The 14,611-nt window shown below is 71.2% G+C and carries 15 protein-coding genes; 1 reads left to right on the top strand and 14 read right to left on the bottom strand.

Annotated elements, in window-relative coordinates; genetic code table 11:
• Positions 1-12: 12 nt before the first annotated feature.
• The 10 genes from ABEA24_RS49785 to ABEA24_RS49740 all read right to left on the bottom strand — a co-directional run bounded on the left by ABEA24_RS49785 (position 13) and on the right by ABEA24_RS49740 (position 9,816).
• Entirely contained in the window at positions 13-1,374 is a 1,362-nt protein-coding gene (locus tag ABEA24_RS49785) for a mannitol dehydrogenase family protein (protein WP_345442947.1), read from the bottom strand.
• Complete coding sequence (locus ABEA24_RS49780; RefSeq protein ID WP_345442945.1) at positions 1,371-2,552, bottom strand: UxaA family hydrolase; 1,182 nt, start codon at positions 2,550-2,552, stop codon at positions 1,371-1,373. Before ABEA24_RS49780 ends, ABEA24_RS49785 begins: the two co-directional genes overlap by 4 nt.
• 4 nt (positions 2,553-2,556) lie before the next feature.
• The gene (locus tag ABEA24_RS49775) at positions 2,557-3,297 is read right to left on the bottom strand and encodes a 5-deoxy-glucuronate isomerase (RefSeq protein WP_345442943.1); all 741 of its coding nucleotides are present in this window, start codon (positions 3,295-3,297) and stop codon (positions 2,557-2,559) included.
• Entirely contained in the window at positions 3,294-4,169 is an 876-nt protein-coding gene (locus ABEA24_RS49770; RefSeq protein ID WP_345442941.1) for an ABC transporter permease, read from the bottom strand. The genes ABEA24_RS49775 and ABEA24_RS49770 overlap by 4 nt, the downstream gene beginning before the upstream one ends.
• Positions 4,166-5,092, bottom strand: coding sequence for an ABC transporter permease (locus ABEA24_RS49765; RefSeq protein WP_345442939.1), 927 nt, complete (start codon positions 5,090-5,092; stop codon positions 4,166-4,168). The genes ABEA24_RS49770 and ABEA24_RS49765 overlap by 4 nt, the downstream gene beginning before the upstream one ends.
• Positions 5,093-6,178, bottom strand: coding sequence for an ABC transporter ATP-binding protein (locus tag ABEA24_RS49760; protein WP_345442937.1), 1,086 nt, complete (start codon positions 6,176-6,178; stop codon positions 5,093-5,095). It lies immediately after the preceding gene.
• A 40-nt stretch (positions 6,179-6,218) separates the two neighbouring features.
• Positions 6,219-7,418: an extracellular solute-binding protein gene (locus tag ABEA24_RS49755; protein ID WP_345442935.1), complete on the bottom strand. Its 1,200-nt coding sequence runs from the start codon at positions 7,416-7,418 to the stop codon at positions 6,219-6,221.
• Between the two features lie 19 nt (positions 7,419-7,437).
• Positions 7,438-8,427: a LacI family DNA-binding transcriptional regulator gene (locus ABEA24_RS49750; RefSeq protein WP_345442933.1), complete on the bottom strand. Its 990-nt coding sequence runs from the start codon at positions 8,425-8,427 to the stop codon at positions 7,438-7,440.
• Positions 8,428-8,600: 173 nt separating this feature from the next.
• The gene (locus ABEA24_RS49745) at positions 8,601-9,185 is read right to left on the bottom strand and encodes a glycosyltransferase family protein (protein WP_345442931.1); all 585 of its coding nucleotides are present in this window, start codon (positions 9,183-9,185) and stop codon (positions 8,601-8,603) included.
• Between the two features lie 79 nt (positions 9,186-9,264).
• Positions 9,265-9,816, bottom strand: coding sequence for a M48 metallopeptidase family protein (locus ABEA24_RS49740; RefSeq protein WP_345443024.1), 552 nt, complete (start codon positions 9,814-9,816; stop codon positions 9,265-9,267).
• A 445-nt stretch (positions 9,817-10,261) separates the two neighbouring features.
• Between ABEA24_RS49740 and ABEA24_RS49735 the strand changes: the two genes are divergently transcribed.
• Positions 10,262-11,614, top strand: coding sequence for an ABC1 kinase family protein (locus ABEA24_RS49735; protein WP_345442929.1), 1,353 nt, complete (start codon positions 10,262-10,264; stop codon positions 11,612-11,614).
• Positions 11,615-11,964: 350 nt separating this feature from the next.
• On the opposite strand, the gene ABEA24_RS49730 is transcribed toward ABEA24_RS49735, so the two are convergent.
• The 4 genes from ABEA24_RS49730 to ABEA24_RS49715 form a co-directional block, all read right to left on the bottom strand.
• On the bottom strand, positions 11,965-12,123 hold the full coding sequence (locus ABEA24_RS49730; protein WP_345442927.1) for a hypothetical protein: 159 nt from the start codon (positions 12,121-12,123) through the stop codon (positions 11,965-11,967).
• A 44-nt stretch (positions 12,124-12,167) separates the two neighbouring features.
• Positions 12,168-12,437, bottom strand: a complete 270-nt coding sequence (locus ABEA24_RS49725; protein WP_425551339.1) for a WhiB family transcriptional regulator — start codon at positions 12,435-12,437, stop codon at positions 12,168-12,170.
• Positions 12,438-12,930: 493 nt separating this feature from the next.
• Complete coding sequence (locus tag ABEA24_RS49720; RefSeq protein WP_345442923.1) at positions 12,931-13,749, bottom strand: TrmH family RNA methyltransferase; 819 nt, start codon at positions 13,747-13,749, stop codon at positions 12,931-12,933.
• Positions 13,750-14,005: 256 nt separating this feature from the next.
• On the bottom strand, positions 14,006-14,608 hold the full coding sequence (locus tag ABEA24_RS49715; RefSeq protein ID WP_345442921.1) for a TetR/AcrR family transcriptional regulator: 603 nt from the start codon (positions 14,606-14,608) through the stop codon (positions 14,006-14,008).
• Between the last annotated feature and the right edge of the window lie 3 nt (positions 14,609-14,611).

Raw genomic sequence — 14,611 nt, 5'->3', positions numbered from 1 at the left:
CCCCGGGCGACCTCAGTAGGGGGACGCTCCGGAGGTCAGCCAGGCCAGGTGCTCGACCAGCAGGTCGCGGAACACCGCGGATTCGCGCAGGTCCGGCCCGAACACCTCCGTGATGGACAACAGGGCGTCGACGACCTCGGAGGGCCGTACCGCGCGGGAGACCGCCATGCGCAGGTGGTCGGCGAGCGGGTCGTCGAGGTTCTTGGCGGTCCAGACGTGCCGCATCCAGGCCGCGACGGCCAGCGCCGCCCAGCGCGGCTCCGCCCCGGCCGCGAGGCGGTCGCGGACGACGCCGAGCAGGCGCTGCGGGAGCTTCTGCGAGCCGTCCATCGCGATCTGCGCCGTACGGTGCTTCAGCGCCGGGTTGGCGAAGCGCGTCAGCAACGACGCCTTGTACTCCTCCAGGTCGAAGCCGGTCGGGACGGTGAGCGTCGGGGTCGCGTCCTCGTCCATGTAGAGGCGCAGGGCGTCGCCGAGCACGCCGACCGCGTCGGAGACGTACTCGAACCGCGCGCCGAGGTAGGCCAGCATCGAGTGCGTGCCGTTGAGCAGCCGCAGCTTCATCAGTTCGTACGGCGCGACGTCCTCGGTGAAGATCGCTCCGGCCTTCTCCCAGGCGGGGCGGCCCGCCGCGAAGGAGTCCTCGATCACCCACTGCGTGAACGGCTCGGTCACCACCACGCCCTGGTCGCGGACACCGAGGAGGCGCTCGGCCTCGTCCAGGTCCTCGGCCGTGGTCGCGGGGACGATCCGGTCCACCATCGTGGCCGGGAACGCCGTGTCACAGGTGATCTTCACGCCCGCCCGCTCGGCGTACTCCTCGACCAGTCCGCGCAGCGTCGCCCCGTTGGAGGTGAGGTTGTCGCAGCACAGGATGGTCACCGGCGCGTCCCGCCGGGCCAGGCCGCGGACGAGCCGGCCGATGACCGTGCGCGGCTCGCGGCCGGTGATGTCCAGGCAGATCTCCGGGTCGTCGAGGCGGAGCCGCCCGGTCGCCGGGTCATGCCGGTAGCCCTTCTCCGTCACGGTCAGCGAGACGACCCGCACCTCCGGGTCGGCGATGCGGTCGGCGGTCGCGTCGCCGGTGAGCACCTCCCGGACCGAACCGATGATCCTCGCCGACACGCCCTCGGGGCCGCGTTCGAGCACGCTGTACAGCCCGTCCTGCGGGGCGAGCTGATCGACGACCGCCGCGCTGCGCTGGGTGATGCCGCAGATCCCCCAGCCGTCGCCGGCGTCCTCGGTGTAGACCGCCTGGTGCGCCCGGTGGAACGCGCCGATTCCCAGGTGCACGATCCCCACCGACGACGGCACTTGCCGCGGCCGGCTCGTCAGTGACAGCCGCATGGTGTCCTCCAGTTGATCGGTACTCACATGACCGCCCCGATCTGCCAGGGCGCGAACTCTTCGTCGCCGGGGCCGAGCTCCTCGCCCGCCGTCCGGCGGCCCGAGGCGACCTCCAGCACCAGCCGGAAGATCCGCTCGCCCATCATCGCGGCCTCCCCGGCCGAGACGTCAAGGTCCATGTCCTCGGCCATCGCGCGGTAGGCCTCCCGCGTCGCGGCCAGGTTCAGGCCGGGCACCGGCCGGCGGCCGTCCGCCGGGCCGCCGCCGGTCGTGACGCACATGACGGTCGCGCCGCCCGCGATCTGCCCGGTCGCGGACACGGCGGCCTGCCCGGGAGTGTCCATGAAGACGAGCCCGCGCTCGGTCACGGGCTCGGCGTACTCGTGGACCGCGGTCAGCGGCGACGTGCCGCCCTTGGCCACCGCCCGCTCCGGCGTGTCCGGCGACGGCAGGCCGACGTGCCTCTCCCACCAGTGGATCCGGCCGGCCAGCCGTTCGGCCACCGCCGGCGCGGCGGCGCGGCACGCCAGGAGGTGCTCGGCGCCGCGCACCTGCGGTGTGCCGGCCAGGACGGCGGTGCCGCCGTGCCGGACGAGCAGGTCGACCGCCGCGCCGAGCGCCGGGTTCGCGGGGCCGCCCGTGCCGGTGTCGGCCAGGCCGAGCACGAGTTCCGCGACGGGCACCGGCGTGCGCTCGACCCGGTCCGCCTCGGGCAGCAGTTCGCGGACCACCTCGACGCCGTGCCGTACGGTCGCCGCCGTGCCGCCCATCTCCTGAATCGTCATCGTCGGCGTGCCCTCGGGCAGGTCGAACCCGGTGAGCTGGGCCACCTCGCAGCCGAGCCCGACCACGAGCAGGGCGGCGAAGTTCGGGTGCCGGGCGTAGCCGTTCAGGGTGCGCCGCAGCAGCCGGATGCCGTCGCCGTCGGCCGCCATCCCGCAGCCCGTGCCGTGGGTGAGGGCCACGACGCCGTCGACGTTCGGGAACTCCTCCGCGAGGGCCGCCGACCGGCTCGCGATCATCTTCGCGACCGTCGCGGAACAGTTCACCGACGTGAGGATGCCGATGTGGTTCCGGGTGCCGACCCGCCCGTCCGGGCGGACGATCCCCTCGAAGCCCACCGGCGCGGCCACCTCGCCGGACTCGTGCTCCCGCGGGCCCGCACCGGCCCGCGCCACCGCGACATCCTCACGCCGAGTCTTCATCTCGTCAGCCGTTCTGCACCCAGGCGTGCTCGGGGTCGAGGTAGGGGATCATCCGCCGGCCCTCGCCGGCCATGAACCACAGGTAACACATCGAGTACCCGGGGGCGGCGACCACCGGGTGGTAGCCGGCCGGGATCGCGGCGACGTCGCCGTCGCGGACGGTGAAGCACTCCTCGCCCTCGCCGTCGTAGCGGATCTGCACGCCGAAGCCGTTCCCCGGGTCGAACTTGAACAGGTAGACCTCCTCGAGCCTGACCTCACGGGGCGGCTCGTGGGTGTCGTGCTTGTGCGGCGGGTAGCTCGACCAGTTCCCCGGCGGGTTGATCGTCTCCCCGAACAGCAGCCGCCCGGCGTCGTCGCCCGGGCCGAGGACCGTCCGGACCGTACGGGACCAGTTGCCCTCACCGCGCTCGTCGACCTGCTGGTCGTCCGGGCCGATGATCCGCGCCTGGCCGGGCGTGCCGTCGCCCAGCGGGGCGGTCGCGACGACGATCTGCGCGGGCCCGCCGGTCGCCCGGAACGTCAGCGTGTGTCCCGGCGGGCCGTACACCGTGTGGCCCGGCCCCTCGAACACACCGCTCCGGCCGCCGGCCGTGCCCAGCCCGTCGACATCGACGACGCCCGAGACGACCACCGCGACGATCTCCTCGTCACGGTTCAGCTCCAGGGTCTCGCCCTCGGCCAGGTCGGCCACCTCGAGGCCGATCAGCTCGGTGTCCTTGCCCGGGGTCAGCAGGGTCTTCAATCTCTCTCCTTGATCTGGGTGACCAGCTGGGTGGGGTTGACGAAGCGCAGTGCCACGACGAGCAGCACGAGCATGGACAGGGTGTAGATGACCGCCATCGCGTCGATCTCCTGCTGCGCGCGGATGCCCGCCGCCGAGACCGAGTAGTACAGCGCGACGACGAGGGTCTGGCTGTCGGCCCCGGCGGTGAGGAACGTCAGCTCGAACATGCCGACCGTCCGCACGAGGACGAGGATCGCCGCGGCGAGCATGCCGGGGATCAGCAGCGGGCCTAGGATCCGCGTGAAGATCACCCAGGTCTTGGCGCCGCACATGCGGGCCGCCGCCTCGATCTTCGGGTCGATCTGCTCGATGAACGGCGTCATCACGAGGATGACGAACGGCACCGCCGGCACGAGGTTGGCCAGGATGACGCCGCTCAGCTTCCCGGCCAGGTGGAACTTGTAGAGCACGGTGGCCAGCGGCACGCCGTACGTGATCGGCGGGATGAGGATCGGCAGCAGGAACGCCACCATGAGCACCCGCTTGCCGGGGAAGTTCCGGCGGGCCAGCGCGTACGCGGCGGGGACCCCGACGATGACCGAGACCACGACCACGGCGATCGCGACCTCCAGCGTCACCGTGAGGACACTGCCGAGGTCGAACTCCTTCCACGTCGCGCCGTACCAGTGCGTCGTCCAGCCCTTCGGCAGCCAGCCGCCGAACCACTTCTTGCCGAACGAGTTCACGACGACCGCGCCGACGATGCCGACCAGGATGAGCAGGAAGAAGACGACCGCGCCCCAGACGACCCAGGCCCCGGGCCGCAGCGCGACCCGCCTCGGCGCCTTCTCCTCCGTGACGGGCGGCCGGGCTTCGGTGAGAGTGGTCATCCCTTCCCTCCTGTCGCTCCGCGGTACAGGCGGGCGCGCCAGCCGAGGACGAGACCGATCACGATCAGCTCGACGGCGCCCATGATCATCGCGATGGCCGAGGCCATGGAGTAGTCGTACTGCTCGAAGGCGGCGTGGAACGCGGCGATGGAGATCACCCGCGTCTGCCGCGCGGGCTCACCGACCATGATCGCCGAGGGGAACACCGAGAAGGCCAGCACGAACGACAGGCAGAACGTGATGGCCAGGCCCGGCGCCAGCAGCGGCAGAGTGATGGTCCGGAACCGCTGCCACCAGCCCGCCCCCAGCGTCGCCGCCGCGCGTTCCAGCGTCGGGTCGATCCCGGTCAGGTACGACAGCGTGAGCAGGAAGGCGAACGGGAAGCCGGTGATGACGAGCGAGAAGACGACGCCCCAGTAGTTGTGCGTGAGCCGCACCGGGTGGTCGACGATCCCGATGTCGAGGAGGATCCGGTTGAGCCACCCCGTCGGCCCCATGAAGGCGAGCAGGCCCTCGGCGGTGAGGACCGTGCCGAGCGTGATCGGCACGACGAGGATCGTCGTGACCGTGCGCTTGCCACGGAACCTGCCGCGCATCCGGTACGCGATCGGCACCGAGGCCAGGACGTTGAACAGCGCCGCGGGCAGGCCGATCTTCAGGGTCGTCCAGATCGTGTCGCGCAGGTACGCGTCCCCGAAGAAGTTCCGGTAGTCGGCGAACGGCCCGGACCCGTACCTGCTCACCGCCTCCGAGCCGGGCTGCGGCTGGAACGACAGCTGCAGCCCGTACACGAACGGGTAGATGAACAGCGCGACGACGAAGACGACCGCGGGCAGCAGGAGCAGCAGCGTACGGTCGACGCCGCGCTCGGCGAGCCGGTGCCGCAGCGCGATCCGCGGCCGGACCACCGCCGACGATGCCACCTACGCCACCTCCTCGGGTGCCGCCGGGCTCTCGGCGGCGAACACCAGCACCCGCTCCGGCGGCACCGACACCGTCACCCGGTCGCCGGGCGCCAGGCGCGTCCCGGCCCGCAGGTGCAGCTCGACGCCGTCGTCCGTACGGGCCTGGATGGCCTGCTCGCGGCCCTGGTACTCCACGACCTCGACGGCGACCTCGGTGGCGTTGGGGCCGGTGCCGACCGTGAAGTCCTCGGGCCGGATCGCGGCGACCGCCCGCCCGCCGAGGTCGTCGCGCCGGACGCCGGTGAGCCCGCCGTCCCCGAGACCGTCGAGCACGACGGTCTTCTCGTTGACCTGCTTCACCGGCAGCTCGAGCTCGTTGCGGTAGCCCATGAAGCCGGCGACGAACCGGTTGGCCGGCTCGGTGTAGACGTGCTCGGGCGAGCCGATCTGCTGCACCCTGCCCTCGCGGAGCAGGACCAGCCGGTCGGCCAGAGAAAGCGCTTCCTCTTGATCGTGCGTGACGTAGACGGTGGTCAGGCCGAGCGTCTGGTGGATGCGCTTGATCTCGGTGCGCATCTCCAGCCGCAGCTTGGCGTCGAGGTTCGACAGGGGCTCGTCCATCAGCACGAGCGGCGGCTCCATGACGATCGCGCGGGCGATCGCGACGCGTTGCTGCTGGCCGCCGGACAGCTGCCCCGGGAACTTGTCGGCGTGGTCGGTGAGCTGGACGAGGTTGAGCGCGTCCTCGACGCGGCGGCGCGCGTCGGCCTTGGGGACCTTGGCCATGCGCAGGCCGAAGCCGATGTTGCCGCGCACCGACATGTGCGGGAACAGCGCGTAGTTCTGGAACACCATGCCGAACCCGCGCTGCTCCGGCGGCAGGCCGTCGATCCGGCGGTCGTCCAGCGAGATCGCGCCGCCGGTGAGCGGCAGCAGCCCGGCCAGGCAGTTCAGCGCGGTCGACTTGCCGCAGCCGGAGGGGCCGAGCAGGGCCACGAACTCGCCGCCGGTGATGGTCAGGTCGAGCCCGTCGAGCGCGCGCACGCCCCCGAACTCCCGGGTCACGTGGTCGAGCCGAAGCTCGGAGATCTTGGTCTGGCTCACTTCCGCTCCTCGCGGGTGCCGCGCAGGGTCGACGCCGGGCTCACTTGTGCACCTTTCCGCCGCCGACGGTCCGGTCCCACTGGTCGAAGGCCGCGGTCTGCTGCTCCGCGGGCAGCGACGTCTCCATGGGGAACTGGGAGATCCACCTGTCGTACTCGGGGCGCCCGAACTGCTGGATGACCTGCTGCGACTTCTGCGGAGCCATGGAGACCGTCACACCGTTGACCGCCGGGCCCGGGTAGAAGTAGCCGGTGTCGTACGCCTTGGCCTGCTGCTGCGGCGTGAGCATCCACTTGATCAGCTGGATGTCGGCGGAGACGACGTCGGCGGACACGCCGCGCGGGATGACGGCGTACTGCGCGTCGGTCACCCAGTGCATGCCCTTCAGGTAGGTGACCTTGACGCCCGGCGGCACCTGGCCGAGCGCCCGCGGGTTGATGTCCCAGCCGGTCATGGTGGCGATCATGTCGGCCGACCCGTTGGCCAGGTTGGTCATCGTCTCCGACGTCTTGGACGGGTAGTAGTCGACGTACTTGCCGAGGTCCTGGAGGTAGGACCAGGTCTTGGTCCAGCCCGTCTTCGGGTCCTTGGGGTTGCTGTCGCCGAGGAGGTACGGCAGGCCCATCAGGAACGTACGGCCGGGGCCGGAGTTGGCGGGCCGGGCGTACTGGAACTTCTTCGGGTGCGCCTTGGCCCAGGCGAGCAGTTCCTGGGTCGTCGTCGGCGGGTTGGGGACCTTCTGCGGGTTGTACTCGATGAGCGGGCCGGCGGGGCTGTACACGAGCTCCATGCCGTGCCCCTGCGCCAGCTCCTGCATCTTGGCCGCCGGCGCCTGGTAGTTCGGGTTGCCGATGCGACTGGAGTAGTCGTCGGTCTTGACCCACAGGTTCTGGTCGATGCCGGCGGACAGGCCGTCGGTGCCGGTGAGGACCAGGCCGATCTGCACCTGACCGGCGCTCTGCTGGGCCTTGATCTTGCCGGGCAGCTCCGGGGCCGTGGCCTTCGTGTAGGTGACCTTCTTGATCACCTTGGAGTGCGCCTTGACGAACTCGTCGATCATCCCCTGGGTGAGCTGCAGGTTGCCCGCGACGTCGATGATGTTGAGGGTCACCGGGTTCTTCGGGTTGTCGGGCACCTTGTCGGGGGTGACGTCCTTGGCCCCGCCCCCCGAGTTCGGCGAACCGCAGGCGCCCGCCACGAGGACGAACGCCGTCGCGAGGCACCACTTCTTAGCGCGCATGAGGGATCTTTCCTTCCGGTCACGATCGGGCGGGAACGCCGGTCGAGGCCCGCACGATCAGCTGGCAGTCGAGTTCCCGGCGGAGATCCCCCGCTTCGGCGCCGGAGACGGTCAGGAGGTTCACGAGCAGGTCGACGGCGGCGCGGCCGGCCCGTTCGTTCTGCATGGCGACGGTGGTCAGCGGCGGGGTGGCCATGCCCGCCATCGGAATGTCGTCGAACCCGACGACGCTCATCTCCTCTGGCACCGAGACGCCCCGGTCGGCCAGCCGGGACATCACCCCCAGCGCCAGCAGGTCGTTGAAGGCGATGATCGCGGTGACGCCCTCGGCGATCGCCAGGTCGGCCGCGTGCGGCCCGCCCTCGAAGCGCGGGGCGAACGGCCCCAGCTCCACGATCTCCATGTCGTACCGGGCGCTGTGGCGCAGTCCGCGCCGGCGCTCCCGGTTCGACCAGGACGCCTTCGGACCGTTCAGGAACGCGACCCGGCGGTGCCCGAGCGCCGCGAGGTGGTCGATGGCCTGGCGCATTCCGCCGGCCGCGCCCATCAGCACGGCCGGGTGGTCGCGCACCTGGCGGTTGATGAATACGAGGGACGTCGTCCCCACCACGCGTTCGAGCTGGCTCGGTGACATCCGCGACGAGCAGAGGATCACGCCGTCGACCTGTTTGGCCATGGCCTGAACGAGGGCGATCTCCTCGGTGGCGTTCTCGTCGCAGTCCGCGAGGAAGACGGCGTAGTCCGCTTCGCGGGCCCGGGCCTGGACGCCCTTCAGCACGGTGGGGAAGAACGGGTTGGACAGATCAGGAACGATCACGCCGAAGTTTCCGGTCTTGCCGGTGATCAGTCCCCGGGCGGCGCGGTTCGGGCGGTAGCCCAGCCGCTCCGCGGTGTGGAGCACGTGCTGCCGGGTCTCGTCCTTGACCAGGTCGGGAACCGTGAAGGCCCGGGAGACGGTGGACACCGAAACTCCCGCCTCACGGGCGACGTCCTGGATGGTCACCGGCACCGCGACTCCTTGGGGTGGGTCGGATGCATGAAACTCTGCAATCCTTTGCAGAGTCGGTCAATGTAACGTCCCGGACATAAAGCCGTAACCCGGTCAGTGACCTGCGAGTGTCAGTGGGCTACGCGTGACCGGGTCAGTGACCTGCGAGTGTCAGTGGGCTACGCGTGACCGGGTCAGTGACCTGTGAGTAGCGCCCGGGTGTTGTCCCAGCCCTCCAGGCCGGGGTCGAGGAGGGAGACGTCGGCGGGTGCGCGCAGCCGGTGCCAGCCCGGGGCGGAGCGTACGGCGCCCTGAACGCCGGCGGCGGTGCGCAGCCGGGCGGGGGCGTCGGGGGTGTCCAGGCCGATTCCGGCGAGCCAGGACGGTGCCGGCAGCCGGGCCGCCAGCGCGACCAGTCCGCCGCCCGCCGCCGGGCAGACGGCGACCTGCCCGCTGCCGAGGGCGCGGAACAGCTTGCCGAGAAGCAGGGCCGGCAGGTCGGGCGCGTCGGGTGTGACGACGGCGGCCTGCTCGGCGCCGAGATCGTGCAGGGCGCGCAGCAGATCCTCGAGCCCGGCGACGTGGAGAACGGGCGTGCCCGGCCAGGTCACGGCCTCCGCCGCCGGATCGGGGGCGGTCAGCGCGAGCACGGGGGTGACGAACTCCAGCCCGGCGACCACCTCGTAGGTGTCCTCCAGCAGGGCGAGCCGGTATTCGTCGGGGTCGGTGCCGGGCGGCGCCGCGGCGTCCGTACGGGCGAGGACGGCGGCGAATCTCATGTCGCGCTCGCCTTCTCACTCGCTCCGCGGCCGGCTGGTTCCCCACCGCTCGCTCGGCGGCTCGTCGCTCGGCTGCCCGTCACGTGCCGGTGTCCTCGTCCAGAATCAGGTCTCCGTCCAGGTCCCGGGAGGCGTCGCCGGCCTCGGCGATCCGGTCGCGCGGCGGATCGCCGTCCATCAGGGGCAGTCCCGCCGCGGCAGCCACCCCTTCGAGGTAACCGCGCGCCCGCTCGGTCCGGGGATAGCGGTTGACCAGCTTCCAGAACGGCGGGCCATGACCGGGGACGATCAGGTGGACGAGCTCGTGCAGCAGGACGTAGTCGACGACCCAGCCCGGCATCCCCCGCAGCTGCGTCGACAGCCGGATGGTGCCGTCGTCCGGGGTGCACGAGCCCCAGCGGCTGCGCTGGTTGGTCACCCAGCGGACGCTGGCGGGGACGGCCCGGTCGTCGAGGTAGCGCCGCGACAGCTCGCGTGCGCGGTCGAAGAGCGCGTCGTCGTTCGGATGCCTGCGACGCTCGCGAGCGGCCAGGCGTTTGAGGACGGTGTCGATCCATTCGCGCTCTTCTGCGGCGCTCAGCCCGGCGGGCACCATCACGACGGTCTTGTCACCGTCGCGGCGTGCAGTAATGGTCCGCCGGCGCCGGGCGCTGCGACGCACCTCGATCTCGCCAGTGGGGGGCACGCTAAGCACCGTACCGAAAACTTCGTTTTCTCCACAGGGGGTGGGTCACGTTTTCGCTGGTAGAGACCCCGTAATTTGGAGATCCCCAGGGCCATCCACAGGCTTTGCGCAGGTTTTCCACAGGCTCGGAGTGTCCCGGCCGGTACCCTGTGGACCCCGGGCGCGCGGCGTTCGAGAGGGCCGGGGTACGGCCGCGGCCGACGTGAGAAAGCACACACTTACCCGTTTGCGCTGGTCACCACCCCTCGCGTACGACCGGCCGGGCGAGCGGCGCGAGATGCCCCACCGGGCGATGTGGAACCCACGCCGTGCCTCGCCGAGAATAGGGTGACGTGCGGAGCGAACCGGCATTGCACGGCCGCCTCGCGGATGCGCTGAGAGCAGGTACTCAATGAGCGATCTCCCCCGCCGCGCTGTGACGCGGACCGCCAAACTGGCGTCCCTCCCCATCGGCTTCGCCGGGCGGACCGCCCTCGGGTTCGGCAAGCGGACGATCGGCCGCCCCGCCGAGCTGGTCGCCACCGAGATCCAGCAGCGCACCGCCGAGCAGCTGTTCAAGGTGCTCGGCGAGCTCAAGGGCGGCGCGATGAAGTTCGGCCAGATGCTGTCGATCTTCGAGGCGGCGCTCCCGCCCGAGATCGCCAGCCCCTACCGGGCCACCCTGACCAAGCTCCAGGAGGCCGCCCCGCCGCTGCCCGCCGCGACGGTGCACCGGGTGCTGGCCGAAAACCTGGGACCGGACTGGCGCGACGACTTCGCCGAGTTCGACGACCGGCCGGCCGCGGCGGCCTCCATCGGCCAGGTGCACAAGGCCGTCTGGCACGACGGCCGCGCCGTCGCCGTCAAGGTGCAGTACCCCGGAGCGGGCAAGGCGCTGCTCAGCGACTTCAACCAGCTCGCCCGGCTCGGCAAGCTGTTCGCGGTCCTCGCGCCGGGACTGGACGTGAAGGCGATGCTGGCCGAGCTGAAACGGCGGGTCGCCGAGGAGCTCGACTACACGATCGAGGCGGATTCGCAGGCGACCTTCGCCGAGGCGTACGCCGACGATCCCGACTTCCTCATCCCCGACGTCGTGGCCCAATCCGGCCACGTGCTCGTCACCGAGTGGATCGACGGCACGCCGCTGTCGGCGATCATCAGCGACGGCACGCAGGAGCAGCGCGACCACGCGGGCCTGCTGTACTGCCGGTTCCTGTTCTCCGGGCCGGCGCGCTGCGGCCTGCTGCACGCCGACCCGCACCCCGGCAACTTCCGGCTGCTCGACGACGGCCGGCTCGGCGTCATCGACTTCGGCGCCGTCGACCGGCTGCCCGGCGGCTTCCACCGGCGGATCGGCGTTCTCATGCGCATCGGCACGATCGGCGACGTCGACCAGATCGTCGAGGCCCTCCGTGAGGAGGACTTCATCCGCGAGGGCGTCGAGGTCGACCCGGAGTCGCTGCACGCCTTCATCGCCCCGATCGCCGAACCGCTGATCGAGGACACCTTCAAGTTCAGCCGGGAGTGGCTGCGCCAGGAGGCCGCCCGCGTCGCGGACCTGCGCCCGACCAACGTCGTCCGCCAGCTCAACCTGCCGCCGTCGTACGTCCTGATCCACCGCGTGGTGGCCGCCGGCACCGGCGTGCTGTGCCAGCTCGAGGCCGAGGGAAGGTTCCGCGACGAGGCGCTGACCTGGGTCCCCGGCTTCGCCGACGACGACCCGGACCTCACCGACGACGAGGACGACGAAGAGATCGCGAGCTGAACGGCCCGGCCTGGACTACCAGTAGACGGGGTCCAGGCGGCCTTCGATCGAGCGGATGTTGTCCCGGCTGCAGCGATCACACAGGTAGAGCGGGCCCCGCTCGGTCACCTCGGTCATCCACCCCAGTGGCGCCTCGGCAGTGGCTCCGCACGATGAACAGCTGACCATCCCCCACGCCCCCTCACTCGGCTCTCCCCCCAGGATCCCTGATCCGGGAGGCGCGCGAAAGCCGAACGCGCCGTCCGAGAGCCACGCCACACTCCGTGTCACCGGACGACGACGGGCCCCCGGCCGTGTGGTGCCGGGGGCCCGTTTTTCTCGGGAGGCGCGTCGGTCTCTTCGGGAGACGGTCAGCGCGTGGTCAGCAGACGCCGGAGGCGGACCGCGGTCGCCTCGTCGCGCCGGGCCCGGCGCATGGCGCGGACCTGGGCGGCGTCGCGGCGGCGCGTGGACTCACGCTCGGCGTCCCGTATTCGTTCCTGGGACAGTTCGATGCTGAGCAAGCTCATCTGCTGCTCTTTCTCCATATCGATGCGAGGTTCCGGTCGGAGCGTCATGCCGCCACCACGGCGTTCTTTCGCGGACGACCACGCGGCCGCTTGCGGGGGACGATGACGCCACGTACGAACAGCTCCCCGCCCCAGACGCCCCAGGGCTCCCGGCGCTCCTTGGCACCGGCGAGGCAGGTGCGCCGGACCGGGCACTCGGCGCACAGCGCCTTGGCCAGCTCGACGTCCTGCGGCGACTCGGCGAAGAACAGCTCAGGCTCGGTCCGGCAGGGAAGATCAAGGTTCTCGCTGATCGCGGTGAACGCGAGTTCCAAGGTCTCCACCCCTCTCTTGAAGTGATCTCGTTGGCTCGGACGGTTCTGGCCAAACAAAAAGGCCGCGGTTCCCGGTTGGGATCCGCGGCCTGGAGGCCTCACTCGGAGCTATTGCTCCGGTGGTCTCCAGGGGTACGGACCCACTGCGGCGCGCTTACGGGCAGCGCCCTTGACCTGGGCATTCGTCTGGGTAGCCGGGAACATCCCAAGGACATGCCACGCCTGCAGATCCATGCCGCCAGGCCGCACACGTCCGGATTCGACGGACGCATAGCGGACCGACTCAAGACTCGGCAGGGACGCGGCGACAACGGTGGAACCGCTGGGGGACACCATCGTCGGACGCGCGCAGGCGGCGGCCCAGGTCGAAGAAATCAGTGTGTTCCTCACCGGACTGCCACCTCCACTCATCCGTCGGGGCTCCGCCGAGCGGAGCCGTTCAAGTGCTCGCGAGAAGCGTACGATCGCCCACAGGATCGGGGCAACGTATTTTCTACCTGCGACTTCTTATTTTTTCTCGCGCCGCCGCGGCGGCCACTCCGCGTTGCCGGGCGGCCTCGTAGAGGAACACCGTCGCGGCGGAGGCGGCGTTGAGCGAGCTCGCCGCCCCCACGATCGGGATGCGGACGACGTCGTCGCAGGCCGCGGCCCAGGCGCCGCTCATGCCGCGGGTCTCGCTGCCGATGACGAGCAGCGCCGGACCGCGCAGATCGTGGTCGCCGACGTCGACGGTGCCGGTCTCGTCCGTCCCGACGATGCGCAGCCCGCTCTCCCGCGCCCAGTCGACCACCGGCCGGGGCGCGGGGGCCCGTACGACCGGCAGGGCGAACAGCGAGCCCGTACTGGCGCGCACGGACTTCGGGTCGTACGGATCGGCCGCGTGCCCGGTCACGATCACTCCGGAAGCGCCGAAGGCGTCGGCGGAACGGACGACGGTGCCGATGTTGCCGGGCTCGGCGGCCCGGTCGAAGACGACGACGGGACCCTCCGGCCTGATGCGCGCCAGGTCGTCCGGCGGCAGCGCCGCGACGGCGACCAGTTCGGCGTCGTCCTTACCGGCCAGCTCGTCCAGCAGCGCCGGCGCCATCTCGACGCGCTCGGCGGACACCTCGTCCAGCATCCCCTGCGCCCAGTCCGACAGCCGCACCCCTGAGGGGTACGCCAGTGCGCGCAGCGGCCACCCGTGCTCGACGGCGAGCGTGATCGGCCGGACGCCCTGCACCAGGAACTCCCCCGACCGCTGCCGCTTCGTCCGATTGGTGAGCAACGCCGCCCACTGCTGAAACCGCGCGTTCCGCGTCGTGATCCGCATCAGACAGCAACCGTACGCCACGCTCCCCGTCCCGCCCCGCCCGCCCCTCCGCAGATCACGGCCGCTCAGCCCCCCTGACGGATACCGCCGCCGTCCGAGGCCACGGCTTCCATGCCTCTCGTTGGGCGGCATCGGCACGGACAGGTATGCAGCCTCTTCGGTCTGCCCCAGAGCGTCTCGACCCGCTCCCGGGGCCGCGGCATGGGGCTGGGCCGCGGTGCCGTCCTGGTGGTCGGCTCCCGCCTGGGGGCGGGGGTCACAGGCGGTCGGGGTGTGGGGTGCCCGCGCCGCGGAGCAGGGTGTCCACGACGAGCGTCGCGAGGGCGTCGGTGTCCTTCTCGTCCCTGTTCTGCGCGGCCTCGTGGATGAGGGCGTAGTAGACGCGGCGGGTCCATGGGATGTCGACGTCGGCGCGCAGGACGCCGGCCTCCCGGGCGCGGCGGAACAGTCGTTCGCACGTCTCCCGGACATCGCCGTGGACGCGCGCCACCTCCGGGTTGGCCGAGGAGGCCTGGCTCATCGCGAATCCCCAGCCGACCTTGACACCGAGGACGTTCGCGGTCGTCTGGTAGAGGGCGACCAGCGGCGGAGCCGTGTCCGGGTGGGCGGCGTCCACCGCCGCGGCGAACCGCTGGGTGGCCCACACCGCCAGGGCGTCGATGAGTGCTTCGCGGGTGGCGAAGCGCCGGTGCACGGTGGTGCGGGCGACGCCGGCGGCCTCGGCGATCTGTTCCATCGTGGCCGCGGGATCGCGGCTCAGGGTGCGTTCGGCCGCCTCCAGGATCGCCGTCACCGTCCGCTCGGCGTCCGCGCGCAGCGGCCGGCCGCCGGCGGGTGTCGACCGCCGCTGTGTCTTCATGCG

This window comes from Actinoallomurus vinaceus, assembly GCF_039542055.1.
GTDB classification, from domain to species: Bacteria; Actinomycetota; Actinomycetes; order Streptosporangiales; family Streptosporangiaceae; genus Actinoallomurus; species Actinoallomurus vinaceus.
Note: the sequence above shows the minus strand (reverse complement) of the source record. Positions and strands in the feature narration are given on the sequence as shown.